Source organism: candidate division WOR-3 bacterium (assembly GCA_039803545.1).
GTDB lineage: Bacteria > Hydrothermota > Hydrothermia > UBA1063 > UBA1063 > UBA1063.
This window is the reverse complement of record JBDRYS010000001.1, coordinates 844,729-860,328: the sequence shown is the minus strand read 5'-3', so window position 1 is coordinate 860,328 and position 15,600 is coordinate 844,729. Positions and strand designations below refer to the sequence as shown.

Annotated in this window: 11 protein-coding genes and 3 tRNA genes; 9 read left to right on the top strand and 5 right to left on the bottom strand. The window is 40.1% G+C overall.

Going from position 1 to position 15,600, the window contains the following annotated elements; genetic code table 11:
• Nucleotides 1–88 precede the first annotated feature (88 nt).
• Nucleotides 89–1,144: a hypothetical protein gene (locus ABIM45_03915; GenBank protein ID MEO0239056.1), complete on the top strand. Its 1,056-nt coding sequence runs from the start codon at nt 89–91 to the stop codon at nt 1,142–1,144.
• Entirely contained in the window at nt 1,141–2,430 is a 1,290-nt protein-coding gene (locus tag ABIM45_03910) for a phospholipase D-like domain-containing protein (protein ID MEO0239055.1), read from the top strand. The genes ABIM45_03915 and ABIM45_03910 overlap by 4 nt, the downstream gene beginning before the upstream one ends.
• On the opposite strand, the gene priA is transcribed toward ABIM45_03910, so the two are convergent.
• The 3 genes from priA to rpmB are packed head-to-tail and all read right to left on the bottom strand — an operon-like array spanning nt 2,422 to nt 7,965.
• A complete protein-coding gene (gene priA / locus ABIM45_03905; protein ID MEO0239054.1) occupies nt 2,422–4,581 on the bottom strand; it encodes a primosomal protein N' in 2,160 nt (719 codons plus the stop codon). The two genes, ABIM45_03910 and priA, sit on opposite strands and share 9 nt — an antisense overlap.
• Nucleotides 4,571–7,810: a translocation/assembly module TamB domain-containing protein gene (locus ABIM45_03900; GenBank protein MEO0239053.1), complete on the bottom strand. Its 3,240-nt coding sequence runs from the start codon at nt 7,808–7,810 to the stop codon at nt 4,571–4,573. Before ABIM45_03900 ends, priA begins: the two co-directional genes overlap by 11 nt.
• On the bottom strand, nt 7,780–7,965 hold the full coding sequence (rpmB, locus tag ABIM45_03895; protein MEO0239052.1) for a 50S ribosomal protein L28: 186 nt from the start codon (nt 7,963–7,965) through the stop codon (nt 7,780–7,782). Before rpmB ends, ABIM45_03900 begins: the two co-directional genes overlap by 31 nt.
• Nucleotides 7,966–8,126: 161 nt before the next feature.
• Here rpmB and ABIM45_03890 point away from each other — a divergent pair.
• The 7 genes from ABIM45_03890 to ABIM45_03860 all read left to right on the top strand — a co-directional run bounded on the left by ABIM45_03890 (nt 8,127) and on the right by ABIM45_03860 (nt 12,877).
• A tRNA-Thr gene (locus tag ABIM45_03890) sits at nt 8,127–8,199 on the top strand.
• 9 nt (nt 8,200–8,208) lie between these two features.
• Nucleotides 8,209–8,292: transfer RNA gene (locus tag ABIM45_03885), tRNA-Tyr, on the top strand.
• Nucleotides 8,293–8,328: 36 nt separating this feature from the next.
• Nucleotides 8,329–8,400 (top strand) — tRNA-Gly (locus ABIM45_03880).
• Between the two features lie 267 nt (nt 8,401–8,667).
• Nucleotides 8,668–8,937 carry a 30S ribosomal protein S15 gene (rpsO, locus tag ABIM45_03875; protein ID MEO0239051.1) on the top strand — a complete coding sequence of 90 codons (270 nt, stop codon included), beginning with the start codon at nt 8,668–8,670 and terminating at the stop codon, nt 8,935–8,937.
• Nucleotides 8,934–11,051 carry a polyribonucleotide nucleotidyltransferase gene (locus tag ABIM45_03870; protein MEO0239050.1) on the top strand — a complete coding sequence of 706 codons (2,118 nt, stop codon included), beginning with the start codon at nt 8,934–8,936 and terminating at the stop codon, nt 11,049–11,051. The genes rpsO and ABIM45_03870 overlap by 4 nt, the downstream gene beginning before the upstream one ends.
• Nucleotides 11,038–12,186 carry a DegT/DnrJ/EryC1/StrS family aminotransferase gene (locus tag ABIM45_03865; protein ID MEO0239049.1) on the top strand — a complete coding sequence of 383 codons (1,149 nt, stop codon included), beginning with the start codon at nt 11,038–11,040 and terminating at the stop codon, nt 12,184–12,186. The genes ABIM45_03870 and ABIM45_03865 overlap by 14 nt, the downstream gene beginning before the upstream one ends.
• Complete coding sequence (locus ABIM45_03860; protein MEO0239048.1) at nt 12,155–12,877, top strand: dihydroorotate dehydrogenase electron transfer subunit; 723 nt, start codon at nt 12,155–12,157, stop codon at nt 12,875–12,877. Before ABIM45_03865 ends, ABIM45_03860 begins: the two co-directional genes overlap by 32 nt.
• On the opposite strand, the gene miaA is transcribed toward ABIM45_03860, so the two are convergent.
• Together miaA and glmS are read right to left on the bottom strand one after the other, a co-directional pair.
• Nucleotides 12,874–13,794: a tRNA (adenosine(37)-N6)-dimethylallyltransferase MiaA gene (miaA, locus tag ABIM45_03855; protein MEO0239047.1), complete on the bottom strand. Its 921-nt coding sequence runs from the start codon at nt 13,792–13,794 to the stop codon at nt 12,874–12,876. The genes ABIM45_03860 and miaA overlap by 4 nt on opposite strands.
• Nucleotides 13,794–15,599: a glutamine--fructose-6-phosphate transaminase (isomerizing) gene (gene glmS, locus ABIM45_03850; GenBank protein ID MEO0239046.1), complete on the bottom strand. Its 1,806-nt coding sequence runs from the start codon at nt 15,597–15,599 to the stop codon at nt 13,794–13,796. The genes miaA and glmS overlap by 1 nt, the downstream gene beginning before the upstream one ends.
• Nucleotide 15,600 lies beyond the last annotated feature (1 nt).

Below are 15,600 nucleotides of genomic sequence, written 5' to 3'. Positions count from 1 at the left end.
TAAAGGCACTTTCCTGGAAAGTTTGTTGTGAGGCCATTTTTATTTAGATTTGACTTTTTGCAGGTGCACGGTTAAACTTAATGGGCTTATGAAGATCAAAATTTTCTTTATTTTTATTCTATTCGTCGGTACAACTTGGCCTGCAAGGATTCTCTTTGACTACACCAAAAGTGAGACGGCGGGCAACGCTGATTGGGTTGTGGACCACGATTATCCCTATCCTTATCCGCCAAATCCAACCTCTCCCACTTCCTGGGATGGTGCTATTTCATCGTGGGGGTATACTCTCTATCGCGCTGGACATCAAATTGCAACATTGACAAGGACATACGGAATTACTTATGGCAATTCTAACAACCCCTTTGACTTGTCGAAGTATGATGTTTTCATAATGGTTGAGCCTCAAAATCCTCTTACTACCGCCGAGAGGGACGCTATACTTAATTTTATAAATAACGGCGGCGGTTTTTTTATGGTTGCGGATCATAATTCTTCTGATCGTGATAACGATGGTTGGGATTCTCCAAGGGTATTGAATGCAGCTTTTGAAAACTATTTGGGGGTCCATTTTAATGTAACGGGTGAAAGTCCAAATGACTCGAGTGGAGAGTCGAGCAATATTAATCGTAATCCATCCAATCCTATTTACAATGGACCTTTCGGGTATGTGAATTCTATTGGTTTTTGGAGAGGCACTTGCATAACTTTGAGGCCTAACATAAATCCTCAGGTTTATGGACTTGTCTGGGTTTCCGGGGCTAACAGAGACAACGATAGTATAATGTTTTTCTACGGATATTATGGAAGGGGAAAGTTTGTCGGATTGGGAGATTCATCCCCTTGTGATGACGGGACAGGTGATCCCGCTGATCATCTCTACAATAACTGGGGTATGTATAGTGATTCAGCTTTGATTTTGAATGCTACGGTATGGTTGATAGGGAGTACAACGTCTGTTGGCGAATGTTCCTCCACGGGAGAAGGTATTATAATGAGGAAGTCCGATTTTGATCGGTTTGTAAATCTGAAAAATGTAAGGGTTTTTGATGCTTTTGGTCGTGAGGTAAATTCCGTTAAAGAAGGTCTTTATTTCTTGCAGGATGAAGAAAGTAAGCAATTGCGAAAGGTTGCGGTTGTTAAATGAGGGGCAAGAGAGTTGCCATTAAGTTGCTATTAGTTTTGTTAACTTTTACAAATATTAGGGCGGGGCAGTCTGGTAGCTATTGGACGGTTTATTTTGACTCTGATACCCTTGATGTAAAACTTGCGAGATTTATTGGCGGAGCACAGTATTCCTTAGATATTTGTTTCTACGAGATCTTTAGGGACACCGTAGCTGAATCGATTTTGAATGCAAAAAGAAGAGGGGTTAAGGTTAGGGTGATAACGGATTCCACCTATTTTTACAGGGCCTATTTGGACAGTCTGAGAAATGCGGGTATACCTGTAATTCACGAGGGAATAGGGCCAAACGAGACTTCCCACATCATGCACAACAAATTTATAGTGCGAGATGGGAGAGACCAGGATACGACTAATGACTACGTTTGGACAGGAAGTTACAATGCATCGGATTACACAAGGTTGAATGCGGAGAACGCTATCATAATAAAGAGCAGTGGTGTAGCAAATTGTTACCTTCAAGAGTTTAATCAAATGTGGGGAAGTTCAGGTGACCTTCCCGATTCTTTGAACTCACGAACTGGCACAAGAAAAACCGATGTGTGCTTTCAGCACCTTTTTGTAATAGGTACGGATTCTATCTGGGTCTACTTTTCGCCACAAAATAGGCCAATTCAATACTTGATTAATTTTGTTAATCAGGCGACAGATTCAATTGGTTATCTTATCTATTCTTATACGAGGCGAGACTTGGCAGATGCAATGGCCTCCGCCTTTAGGCGCGGCGTATTTATTGGCGGGGTTCACGATGCCTCTGATACCGGTTCATACTATTCTCAGTTCCATTATTTAAGGGACACCGTTGGGATACCTGTTTACGGCGACCGGCTGCCATCCAATTATAGTCTATTACACCACAAGTTTATGGTTATAGACAAAAGGGTTACGATAACGGGTTCAATGAACTGGAGTAACAACGGAAATCAGGAGAATGACGAAAATGTTATTGTCATTAAGAATAGCCAGATTGCGGAGGCCTATTGGTCGGAGTTCAAGAAAAGGTGGGGTGAAGCAACGGGAATTAGGGAAGAGTTTAATGAAGGCAGAACTTTCATCTTCAAGGGCCCCGGGTTGATTTTTAATTTTAGTGATTTTAAGGTCTTCTCGGCCGATGGCAAACTTTTGAAGGAAGAGCGCAATAATTTCTGGGATGGTAGAGATTCAGAGGGAAAAGAGTTACAACCAGGGATTTACTTTGTTGTTCCTTTAAGGAGCGGCTCACCTATTAAAGTTTTAAAGCTACACTAATTCCTGTGGATCCACATCAATGGTCAGATTGATGTTTGAAGGTGTTTTGTATTCTCTTAGAAAGTTTAGTCTGTAAACAGTCTCTTTAGATTTGTATTTTAGGATGAGCCTTATAAAATAGTTACCACCTTTCTTAGAGATTGGAGAGGGGACGGGGCCCATGATTTGAAGGTCCTCAAGCCCTAAACCGTTAATCCTTTCCTTGATTTTGTTTGCCTCGATAACGATGTTCTCCATGTTTTTTCCTGAAAGCTCAATTAGGGTAAGATAGGAGAAAGGTGGATAGTCATACCTTTCCCTTTCTGAAAGTTCTGATTCCGCAAAACCTTCGTAATTGAGTTCTTTGACGAATTTTATTGCTCTGGAATTTGGATTGTAGGTTTGAATTAAAACTTTGCCACCAGTTCTTATTCTTCCCGCAATCTGAAGAAGTAATTGAAAAACCCTCTCTTCTGCCCTGAAATCCGGCATCCCAAGGCCAATATCCGCATTCACTACGCCGATGAGACCAAGCCCTGGAAAATCGAAACCTTTGCCAACCATTTTCGTACCTACGAGTAGTTTAAGCTTTCCTTCGTAGAACTCCCTGAAGGCATTTTGGTTGACCCCCTCTTTTAGGAAGGAGTCAAGGTCAAACCTTTTTACCTCTAAGCTTTTGAAGAACTTAGATACCGCCTCTTCAACCTTTTGAGTTCCCGTTCCGCGGAGCTGGAGTTTTATTGAACCGCAAGAGGGACAAACTTCTGGTACATCAAGGGTTTTACCGCATACATGACAGTGCATTTTGTTGTCAGTTTTATGGTAAACCATGTTGACAGAGCAGTCTGGGCATTGCATTATGTAACCGCACTCAAGACACATCAAAAAGGTGGAATGCCCCCTTCGGTTAATAAACAAAATTACCTGTCTATTTCTTTCCAGAGTTTTGTTTATTTCACTAATCAAATCGGGAGAAAGAAGGTACTCTCCCTTCACTTTCCTCAAGTCTATAATTTCTATTTGTGGAATTTTGTAGTGTGGTACTCTGTGTTTTAGCTTGTAGAAAGCAAAATCTCCCTTCAAGGCGTTGTAATATGATTCTAAGGAAGGGCTTGCACTTCCAAGTATTACAGGGATGTTGAGAATTTCTGATAATTTGATGGCTACATCTCGAGAGTGATAGGCTGGTATTTTTTCACTTTCTTTGTAAGATGAATCATGCTCTTCATCGATTATTATAACCCCTAAGTTTTGGAGCGGGACGAAGAGGGCAGAACGGGGCCCTACAAGGATTTTCCTCTTTCCTTCCTTTGCCTGCTTGAAAACCCACCTTCTTTCTGCATCTGAAAGTCGTGAATGATAGAACATTACCTCTCCATGAAAGATGTTGATCAAGTAGTTAAAAATTTGAGGGGTGAGTGCAATTTCTGGTACCAGAATGAGGGCTGATTTTCCTTCCTTTATGAATTCTTCGACTATCCAGGAATATAGCCTGGTTTTTCCACTTCCTGTTACACCGAAAATTAAGGAGACTTTTGGCTTGTTTTTAAAGAAGTCCTCGAGAATTTCCTTTTGTGAAGGGGTTGGAATTGCCGGTATTTCTATAGGAAAGGGGGTGTAGAAGTCCAGTTCTCTGTAGCTTTTGACTTTTATGTTGTCGGTAAGGGTGATGAGTCCCTGCGCTTGAAGATCCTTGAGAGTCCTGGAAACGCCGGCTCCAAATAGCTTTTGAAGCCTTTTTAATGAAGCACCACGCGGATGGATCTTTAAGAGGTAGGAGATAACAGGATTGTCTGTAGGCAAATCCTTTTTTCTTGATAATTTGTATATATAAGCCCCTCTTTCCACTACTCCAGGGGGAAAAAGAAGGGGTATTATGTCCGAAAGAGTGCAAAGGTAGTAATCCCGCATCCATTCGGCAAGTTTAAGATAAGGTTCTGCTAATGAAAATTCGGAGCTTATAACTTCCTCTATCGGTTTAATCTTCTCTTCTGGTAAATCGGGAGCATCTATGATATCCCAAACTACCCCCTTTGAACGCGTTTTTTGAAATGGAACAATCACAACAGCACCCGGATAAATTTTTCCTAATAGGTCCTCCGGTATAGAATAGGTGAAGTGGTCCAGATTTGTTCTTGGTATTACAATGTGGGCATATTTTTTAGAACTCATACATATAGTCAAGTCCAACGAGAAGCCTTCGCTCCTCATCTCTCTCCGCGAAAATTCCAAAGTTATTGTTGACTTTATACCGTATTCTGAACATATCTTTCGTTATGTCAAAGATGTCATGAGAGTACCAGAAATAAAGTCGAGGGTTAAGATAGAAACCTATGAGGAGTGATGGATTTTCCGTGGTTTCAGTAGTTGTGAGCCTTAATTCCTGAAATCTTAATGTTCTTCTTAAATTTTGTGATATGAGCGTGCTTGCGAGGGTAAGGGCCCTATTTTTGATCTCTTGAAGTTCTTCTCCTCCTGCTGAAGTTGTGTCACCGTATAATCTCCCGAGAGTTAAAAGGTATATTATGTTTAATTCATCAAGGGGCGGTTCTGAAGTTAATGTAATTTGAGGGTTTCTCATGGTGCCAGATAGTGCTAAATAAACATTAAAGGTATCCACCTTTGAAAAAGCTTTCAGATTAAACTCAGGCTCTGAGCTCACTGAGGAATTGAAATTCACATACCCTGATTGAATTTCAAAGATCCTATCTAAGTAGAGGAAATATCCCTTAACGACATTGGCAGTCCCATCTAAGAGCATTCGTCCATCAGCAATCTGAAAGACAAGATCGCCCTTTATCTCAATGTCTGCCAACTCGTTTACAAAGAAGGTATTACCCTCCGACCTTAAATTCAGAACAAGGTTCAGGTTTTGAGGAAATTGGGAATAGGCCCCTCCTGAAGGCCTTATGCTCTGGAAGATTGTCGCCTCTTTGATGAGTGCATCACCTTTGACGGTGATGCCATTTTCATTGATAAGTAGATTTATTTTAGTATCCCCTGAGGCAAAGATATTGTAGGTTGGATAAAGGGTAACATTGGTTCCAGCAAAAGTGAGACTTATTTCTCTTTCTTTTTTGAATAATCTTTTCCCGTAGCCGTTAATTATTACCGTTCCGTGATCTATGGAGGCAATCCCTCTTCTGATTGTAAAGCCGTCTTTTTCGAGTTCAGCAAGAACTTCACCCCTGCTGAATTCAAGTTGAATTGGAGCGTAAACTCCAGAGACTTTTTCGACTTTTAAAAAACCTGAGAGGTTAGGTACCGAATTGTATGTCCCCTCAATCTGAATATCTCCGTAAACATCCATTGAATTCAAAATTAGCTGTTTCTCCGTAAATTCGTTAATTTTTTCTATTGGCAGACCACTTATCTTCACTACAATTTTGTAATGCTCATTATTGTTGGGTTTCATGTTAAAAGGCAGTAGCGAGAAGGTGAGTGGTAAGAATCCACCCCCCTCAATGTGTAATGAAGGGCCCTGAATTGAAGTGCTATCGACTATTAACCCACTGCCTGAAAGCCTAACAGATGCATAAATGTTTAGGTCCTTATAATCTTTGTATCTAAGGTTTTCTGCATTAATCCATGAATCTATGCTTGGATTTTTCAGGTTTCCTGCAATGTTAATCATGCCTGAGAACGATAAGCTTATTCCAGCAAGGTTCCTAATCTTCAGTTCGTTAGCAGAAGCTTGCATGTTAATCTCTTTGGTTGCGAGGTTTAAGTTTCCCTTTAATGAAAGGGGCTTTGAATTTATTAAGATTTCACCATCGTCAATTAAAACTTTGCTGTCCCTCTTAGTAATCCTAAGTGGATCTTTTATCTCCACGGTATCGGAATCTCCCATCGATAGTTGTAGGTTTCTCACCTGGAAATCAAAATTATTACCTTCCAAATAGCTAAGGAAGAGATCACTGCTTAGAGCTGAGTACCTTTGAAATGCTAAGAGGTTCATTGTAAAACTTTTAAGATTTGCAGAAGCTACTAACGCTTTTAAGGAATCAAGCTGAAAGTCGGCTGCGTTAATTCCCTGGGCCTTTATCTTAATAGTATCAGTTTGCCCTTTTGAGTATAGATTTAAGAAAACTTCTTTTAAACCTATTTTTTTGAAAGTAAGTGCTTTTCCGGAGAAATATGCTTGGCCACTTCTTCCGTCTTTTTTAAGAGCATAATCGATGTTGAAATCGATGAGCCCGTTTTGTTCTCTTAAAAGGTCTGAAACAGAAAGGATGCCTTTCGCATAAATTTTCAATGTTTGATTAAAAAAAGTGACTTTTCCTGTGAGGTTGGAATTCAGTGATTTTAAATGTTGAATGGAAATCTTAAGCTCACCGTTTTTGAAGGAGAAGGCACATAGGATTTGGAAAGGTTCAGAATCTAAATATCTTAAATTTGTCGAAATTATTTTCCCTGAGAGGTCTCCATCATCAAAGTCCATAGACGATGTAATATCTCCTTTTAAGCCTTCCTCGTTTATGGAAATGTCCAGATTTTTGATGGAAAGTCTTCGCCTTTTAATCAAATAGATTCCGTTCCCGTTTATCAAGTTCTCCTTGTATTTAAAGGTAGCTTTTTCAATTAAGAGAGATTCTGGTAATGCCTGCTGAATCTCGGCGGTTACTTCTTTTATAGTGTGGCCATGTAAAATAATTTCTGGTGTGCTGATAAGAAGTTTTCCTTTTTGCATTAAATAGAGAAGACTGAGGTCTCTTGCATTATTTTCTTGCAATTTAAGAAGACTGATTTTGATTTTTACCGAATCTGGAAAGTAGATTGCTCCTGAGGTCCCAGAAACACTCAGTTTTTCGTTTTGAATTTCACAATCCTTTATTAAAACCGAGTTGTTTTTGAGGATTATGTCGCTATAAAAATAAAGGTTTTCACCATTGTATGTGATGCTGTTTATGTAGCTTCTAATTCGATAGGTATTACCTGTTCCTTCTCCAGCAAGGTAGATGAAATTTAGATCAATTTTGTTTGAGTCGAGGATGATGCTACCTTTGTTTATTTTAATTTCGTTAAACTGGATGGGAATCGCAAAGGTCGTAGGGAAGGTGGGGCTTTTACCCTTGCCAGATTTTTTGAATATTTTTGAATTGATTGAAAATTCTTCGGCATGGATGTAGTTAATCGTTCTAAATAGTATAAGCGAAAGAGGATTGTAATTTATGGTTAAATTTTTTATGAAAAGCGCATCTCCTGATTTTAATTCTTTGAACTTCAAACTGCCAAAAAGATTAAACTGATAACCTGTAATTGTGCATTTATCCTTTAAGAGCTTTCCAATATAACTTTGAATTAAGATTTTTGAATATAAGTTGAAAAGGAAATAGGTCGCCCCAGTTAAAGTAAAAACGACGAGGGCGACTATTCCGATTTTCTTAATTTTTTGTAGCACTTTGAGCAAACTTTAGCTTTCACTACATACCCGTCAATTTCTAATTCTACTTTTCTTAAGTTTGGAAGCCAGCGTCTTGGGCTCTTTTTGTTTGCATGGGAAACATTATTTCCAGATAAAGGACCCTTTCCACAAATTTCACATCTCCTTGCCATTTAATCTCCTCCTGTGTGCGTAGGAGATTTTAAAACAAAAGTCTTGAATAATCAAAGCTCTTGATTTTTGAGTTCCAATAAGTGTACCTCTTTTCAATTGACTATCCGTGGGTCTTACTATAAATTTAATATACTATCAAAGGTAGTTCTTTGTTAAAGATGCTGGCGTAGCTCAGTCGGCAGAGCAGGTGATTTGTAATCACCAGGTCGGGGGTTCAAATCCCTCCGCCAGCTAAGGGATTTGGAGGGGTACCCAAGCGGCCAAAGGGGGCAGACTGTAAATCTGCTGGCTTTAGGCCTTCGGTGGTTCAAATCCACCCCCCTCCATATTTTAAAAAAGTTCTTTAAAAATTGGGACAAAAAGCGGGAGTAGCTCAACGGTAGAGCATCGGCCTTCCAAGCCGGTGGTTGCGGGTTCAAATCCCGTCTCCCGCTTTTGTTTTTTATTTGAAGTGAGAAGGGTGAAAGCACCGAAGGGGGCATAATTCAAATTCATTGCCCTGTGGCTTCGGTTTAGCAGCCCTTCAAGATATGCAAATTTGGTATTGAACGAATTTTAAATTGCTTGCTAAAGGCGATGAAAAGAGAAGAAATTTGGAGTAGCTCAACGGTAGAGCCTCCCCTGTCCAGGGGATGGTTGCGGGTTCAAATCCCGTCTCCCGCTTTTGTTTTATTTAAACTGAAAATGGAGGTAGAATTCTCATGACTATTAGCAAAGAAGAGAAGGAAAGGATAATTAAGGAATGGGCAAAACACGAAAAAGATACGGGTTCCGTTGAGGTGCAAATTGCTCTATTAACAAAGAGAATTAACGATCTAACGGAACATCTTAAAGTACACCGTAAAGACGTACATTCCAGGATGGGACTTGTAAAAATGGTTGGTAAGAGGAAAAGACTTCTAAATTACCTTAAGAGAGAAAACTTCGCTCGCTACTCTGAGCTTATAGAGAAGTTGGGTATCAGAGGATGATCTATTCTTTAGAACGCGAGATTGCAGGTCGGATATTAAAAGTTGAGGTTGGAAGGGTAGCAAATCAGGCGACTTCTTCTCTCTTAATTTCCTATGGCGATACTGTACTACTGGTAACAGTTGTAACCCAAGAATCTAAAGAAAAAAGGGATTTTCTTCCACTTCTTGTCGAGTATAGAGAGCAGTCTTACGCTGCCGGCAAAATTCCTGGTGGATATTTAAAGAGGGAGGGTAAGCCTACTGAAAGAGAAATACTACATGGAAGGGCTATTGATAGGGCTATAAGGCCGAGATTTCCCAAAGATATGATGAATGACATAGAGGTCATAGCTTATCTATTATCCTACGACCTTGAAAACGAGACCAACTTCCTTGGAATAATAGGTGCCTCTGCCTGTCTTCACATTTCAGAAATTGAGTTTGATGGGCCTATAGCGGCCTGCAGGGTTGGCAGAATTAACGGTGAATTTGTAATAAATCCAACGAATTCCCAGATTGAGCAAAGCGATTTTGATTTGCTCGTGGCGGGTTCTTCAGGCGAGATCAATATGATTGAATTTGGAGGCAAGGAAGTCCCCGAAGATATCGTTTTGCAGGCCATCGAGTTTGCCATGCCCTATCTAAAAGAGATCGAGGATTTCCAAAATGAGCTTCGTGAGAAAATCGGAAAGGCTAAGGTCCCCTATCAGAAGCTTGTTATTCCCGATGATTTCTACAATAAAATTAAGGAACTGGTTTATCAAGATATCGTTGATGCGATGCACATTACCGAAAAGAAACTCCGTAATGAAAACCTTGATGCGATAAGAAAGAAAGCGGAAGAATTTGTCAAGACTAATTACCCAACGGAAGACTTAACTAATGAGCTTAATCAAACCCTTTATGAACTTGAAAAGAAAGCACTCCGGGAAATGACATTGAATGAAGGTAGAAGGGTTGACGGTAGAGGATTTGAAGAAATAAGGCCAATTTCCTGCGAAGTGGGGGTGCTCCCAAGAACCCACGGCTCTGCCCTTTTCAGGAGAGGAGAAACCCAAACCCTTGTAGTAACAACGCTCGGGACAAAGGAAGATGTCCAAAAACTTTCTGAGCTTGAGCCAGAGGAAGAAAAACGTTTCATGTTGCATTATAACTTTCCTCCCTTTTCAACGGGTGAGGTTAAGCCATTGAGAGGAGTCTCAAGGAGAGAAATTGGGCATGGAAACCTTGCAGAAAAGGCTTTAGCTCCTTTAATACCGTCAGAAGAGGAGTTCCCTTACACTATAAGGGTAGTATCCGATGTTTTGGAATCAAATGGTTCCACTTCAATGGCCACTGTTTGTGGTGGTTCTCTTTCGCTCATGGATGCTGGAGTTCCAATTAAGGCTGCCTGTGCTGGAATTTCCACGGGACTGATTAAGGAAGGCGATCAATATGTTTTGTTAACAGACATTGTGGGTGCAGAAGATCACTACGGCGATATGGATTTCAAAATTGCTGGTACCTCAAGGGGGATTACCGCTATTCAACTCGACCTTAAGATTAGAGGTTTGCCTTTAAACATCATAAAAGAAACCTTTGAGAGGGCTCGGAGAGCCAGGCTATATATCCTCGATATTATGAATGCTACAATTTCGAAGCCCCGGGATAGTGTTTCCGTTTACGCTCCGAAGGTCTCATCGATTACAATACCTACGGATAAGATAGGGCTTGTAATTGGACCTGGTGGTCGAACCATCAAAAAGATAATTGAACAAACAGGGACAAAAATTGATATTGATGATGCCACGGGAAGAGTTTTGATTTCAGGCTATAGTGAAGAAGGCGTTGAAGAGGCCAAGGAACTGATAAGTGGGCTGGTACAGGAGGTTGAACTGGGCAAGGTGTATATGGGCGTAGTTAAAAGGATTGCACCTTTTGGTGCATTCGTTGAGATTTTGCCAAATAAGGAGGGGTTGCTTCATATTTCAGAGATTTCTGACTCGAAAATTTCAAAGGTTGAAGATGTTTTAAAGGTTGGTGATAAAGTTTTGGTTAAGGTAATTGAGATCGATGAAACTGGGAGATTCAAACTGTCAAGAAAGAGGGCTTTAAAAGGCGGTTTGCAGGAACTCGGAGCCGTTGACACTGAATAAGGAATTTAAAATTCCTCTCTTTGAAACCTATTTTGATGAGTCTGATATCGAGTCTGTAGTATCTACACTGAGAAGTGGATGGGTTTCCCTTGGACCTAAAACTGATGAATTAGAAAGGGCCTTTGAACGGTATTTTGGGGTCAATCATGCTCTTTTCGTTTCTTCAGGAACGGCTGCTCTTCACCTTGCTTATATATCTGCAGGTATAGGCCCTGACAGCTTAGTTATCCTGCCGTCATTTACTTATATTTCCACTTTGACGCCTTTGATCTGGATGGGTGCAAAGTTTGTATTTGCAGATATTCAATCTTTGAAAAGGCCTGTTATTTCACCTGAAACCATAGAGAAGGTTAGAGGCAACGCCACTCATCTCGTATACGTGGCATACGCCGGATTTATGGATGGAATTGACGAAATTAAAGCATATTGTGAAGAAAAGGGCCTTATTTTAATTGAAGATGCCTCCCATTGTCACGGTTCCCTTTGGAAGGGGAAAAGAGCTGGAAATTTTGGATTAGTAGCGGGAATGTCTCTATATGCAAACAAAAATATCACAACGGGTGAAGGTGGGGTGATTTTAACAAATGATAAATATGTGTATTCAAGATGTAAGTCTTTAAGGTCTCAAGGAATTTCAAGTACATCTTACGAGAGGTATAAAGGCTTAGAGATAGACTATGACATCCAGGAAATTGGTTTCACATATCGGCCAACGGAGATTCAAGCGGCTCTTGGGTTATCGCAGCTCAGTAAAATCGAATGGATTAATCGCAGGAGGAGGGAGCTGGTTGGGCTCTATAGGGAACTTCTTGCAGATGTTCCAGAGATTATAATCCCCTTTGAAGAATACGAACTTTCTGGAAATTACATTTTTTCTATTTTTACAAAAGTGGACAGGGATGCTTTAAGGTTGTATCTCTTCGAACACGGCATTCAAACAAGCATTCATTATAAACCGTTGCATCTTTTTAGCGCGGTCCAAAAGTATTATCCTTATAAGCCACTTCCTGTAACGGAAGAAGCCTATCATATGCAAATAACTTTACCCCTTTTCCCTACAATGAAGGAAGAGTGGGTTGAGTATATTGTGAAGGTGCTTAAAGATGGAATTGCTAAGTACAAAGGTAATTTCTAATGAATTTCTGGGTGATGGCTTCTTTTTACTGAAAGTAAAAAACTTATGGGGTACTGAGATTTCTCCAGGTCAGTTTTTTCAGATTAGGCCTTCTAAGGGATTGGCGCCCTTCCTTTCCAGGCCCTTTAGTGTGTTTCATGCTGATATTGAAAGTCTTTGGTTTTTGATAAAGTTGGTTGGTTTTGGGACAGAGCTTCTTTTAGAAAAGAAGAAGGGCGATACCATTCAACTTTTGGGTCCCCTTGGTAAAGGCTTTCCTGAACGTTCCGGGGTGACCCTTGTGGCGGGCGGTTCGGGTTTAGGACCTCTTTTTTATTACGCTAAAAGAACTGGGAACTATAAGAGGTTCTTATGGGGGTTAAAAAGTAAGCCCCCAGAGGGATTAGAGAGCCTGCTGAAGGGCCTGAATACTTTTATTGTGACTGAGGATGGATCTAACGGAGGAAAGGGTTTGGTAACGGATTTTGTAGATGATGAGGAAGATAGAATTATATACGCCTGTGGACCAGTGCCCATGTTAAGAAGTTTGAAAAACTTTAAAAAGGCTCAAATATGGGTTTCTGTTGAAACCGTAATGGCCTGCGGAATGGGACTTTGTTTTGGATGCTCTGTAAAGAAGTCTTCTGATACTGGTTATTTCAGGGCTTGCAAGGATGGCCCGGTTTTTAATCTAAGAGACATTAAAATTTAGTTTAGCCTTTTCTGAATTTCTTCCTTTAGCCTTTGAAGAAGTTGTTCCTTTTCTTCTGGAAGAGTAAACCAGCTAACGTTTTCGAAGCTTTTGAAAAACATTTTTTGCCTTCTCGCGTAAATTTTAGTGTTTTTTATGGTCTTCGATATTGCTTCATTAAATGTAAGTTCCCCTCTGAGGTACCTAATGGTTTCTTTGTACCCGATGGTATTTAACGAAGGTAGATTTTCGCTATATCCCATCTCAAGAATCTTTTGAGTTTCTTCTATAAGGCCCTCTTGAAACATTTTCTTGGTACGCTCCTCAATTTTCTTGTAAAGTTCTGGATTTGGTTGAACAATCCCTATGTATTTGGGTTCAAAAATTCTCTTCCTTCTAAGCTTTTTTCTGGCTTCACTGGCAGGAATCCCTGTGTTGTAATAAATTTCGAGGGCCCTTGTTATTCGGAGCCAATCGTTTGGGTGAAGTTTTGAAGCCGTTTCGGGGTCTATGTTTTTTAGTTCTTCGTAAAGTTTTTCAACTCCTTCTTCCTTTAGTCTTTTAATAAGATATTGCCTAACTTCGGGATCCTTTTTCGGTTCCTCGAAAAATTCTGAAAAGAGTGCCCTGTAATAGAGCGGCGTTCCCCCTATTATTATAGGGATTTTGCCATTATCTAAGATTTTCATGATAGTTTTTTCTGCGTCCTTTGAAAAGTCTCCTGCACTGTATATCTCGTCTGGGTTTCTTATGTCGATTAGTTCAAAGAAATCCCTTATGGGCCTTTCTGGTTTGGCAGTTCCAATGTCCATGAATCTATAAACTTTTCTTGAGTCACAGGAGATGAAATGGATCTTATCTCCGAATTTTTCAAGAAGATATTTAGCGATATCCTTTTTTCCGCAGGCCGTAGGGCCGATTATGCAAATTATCTCCATTAATCTACGGTGAGGGTTTTAGAAATATTCTTTGGAAAGTCCGGGTCTATCCCTTTGTGAATACTCATATGGTAGGCAATAATCTGCATCGGGATTACCGCAAGTATAGGGGTAAGATACTCATTACCGTCTGGAATTGGTACAAAAATATGGCTTTCTTTTCTTAGCTCTTCGTCTTCTGGGGCAATGGTAATAATTTTACCGCCTCTGCATTTTACTTCATTTATGTGAGAGAGTATCATATGCTTGTCCTTGAGGGTGGAAACAAAAATCACTGGGTACTCTTCTTCCACAATAGAGAGTGGACCGTGTTTGAATTCCGCAGAGTACATCCCTTCTGCATGGATGTACACCACTTCCTTTATCTTTAATGCACCTTCGAGAGCAATGGGATAGGTTAGTCCAAATCCGAGTACGTAGAAGTCTCTCCAGGGGATTAACGCTTTAATTACTTCGTTTTTATGAGTCTCGGCGATACTAATGGCTTCACTAAGTTTCCTTGGTAATTCTTCAAATTTTATCTTTGGGTAAGGGAGCCCTTTTTTCTTTGCTATTTCAATTGAAAGGTAAAGGAGGGCAATAACCTGATTTACAAAGGTTTTCGTCGCTGGAACACTAATCTCGAGGTCAGAAAGAACCGGTATTACATGATTACACCGGAGGGCGATGCTTGAACCCAAAACATTTATAAGTCCAATGGTTTTCCCACGATTTCCAAAGGAATCCATCGCGTTTTTGACGTCCTTCGTCTCTCCACTCTGAGTGACTACAAAAAGCAGGTCCCCTTCTTCCACAACGTTTCCATATCTTTCGGAAAACTCAGAGGCTGCCACAGGTATAAAGAGTTCTTTAGCAATTTGTGACATGTAGAAACTTCCCAGAATCCCTGCATGTAAGGAAGTTCCACTGCCAGTTATGAATTTTTTCTTTGATGCGAGGATGTCATCAACTATTTGGTCGATTTCTCTAAATTCTGGTAAGAAATTTATTATGTTCCTCGCCTTTTCAGGTATCTCATTGATTTCTTTGATCATAAAATGAGGAAAATTGCCTTTTTCAGCATCTTTAATGTCAAGTTCGGTATATATAGGGTCTCTTGAGATTTTTTCGCCAGTAGTTAAATTGTAAATGCTATACTCTTTCTCTGTAAATTCTACCAATTCGCCGTCATAAAGGGTCACAATATTTTTGGTGAGATCAAGAAGGGCTACTAAATCACTGGATACGGCAATAAAGTCATCACCTACTCCTAAGAATAGAGATGAACCCTTTTTAACCGCGTAAAATTTGTTTTCGTTAATTGCCGTGATAGAGAACGCGTAGTCGCCCTTAAGAGTTTGAAAAGCTTTAAATATAGAATCTTTAAGGTCTCCTGATGTATTGTAAAAGTCTTCAATTACGTGTACTAAGGTCTCACCGTCGTTTTCCCCAATAAAATGATGCCCTTTACTAATTAGATTCTCTCTTAAAAATGGGGAATTAACAATGTTTCCATTATGGGCACCGATTAGCCGTTTGTGGCAGTCGAAATGGGGTTGGGCGTTTTCAAAGGAAGGGGCTCCGTAGGTTGCCCATCTTAATTGTATAGTACCCCTTTTGCCTTCGATTTCTTCAAAATTTAGATCTTTGTAGACTCTGTGTATTTTTCCAGGGGCTTTTCTAATTTCAAAGAACCCGTTATCTTTTATGTATCCAATACCAACGGTGTCATAACCTCTGTATGCGAGCCTGAATCCTGCTTTTGTTAAAATGTTTCCAAGGTCTTTTCTATCCTCTTCAAATACAATGCTAAAAAATCCACACATA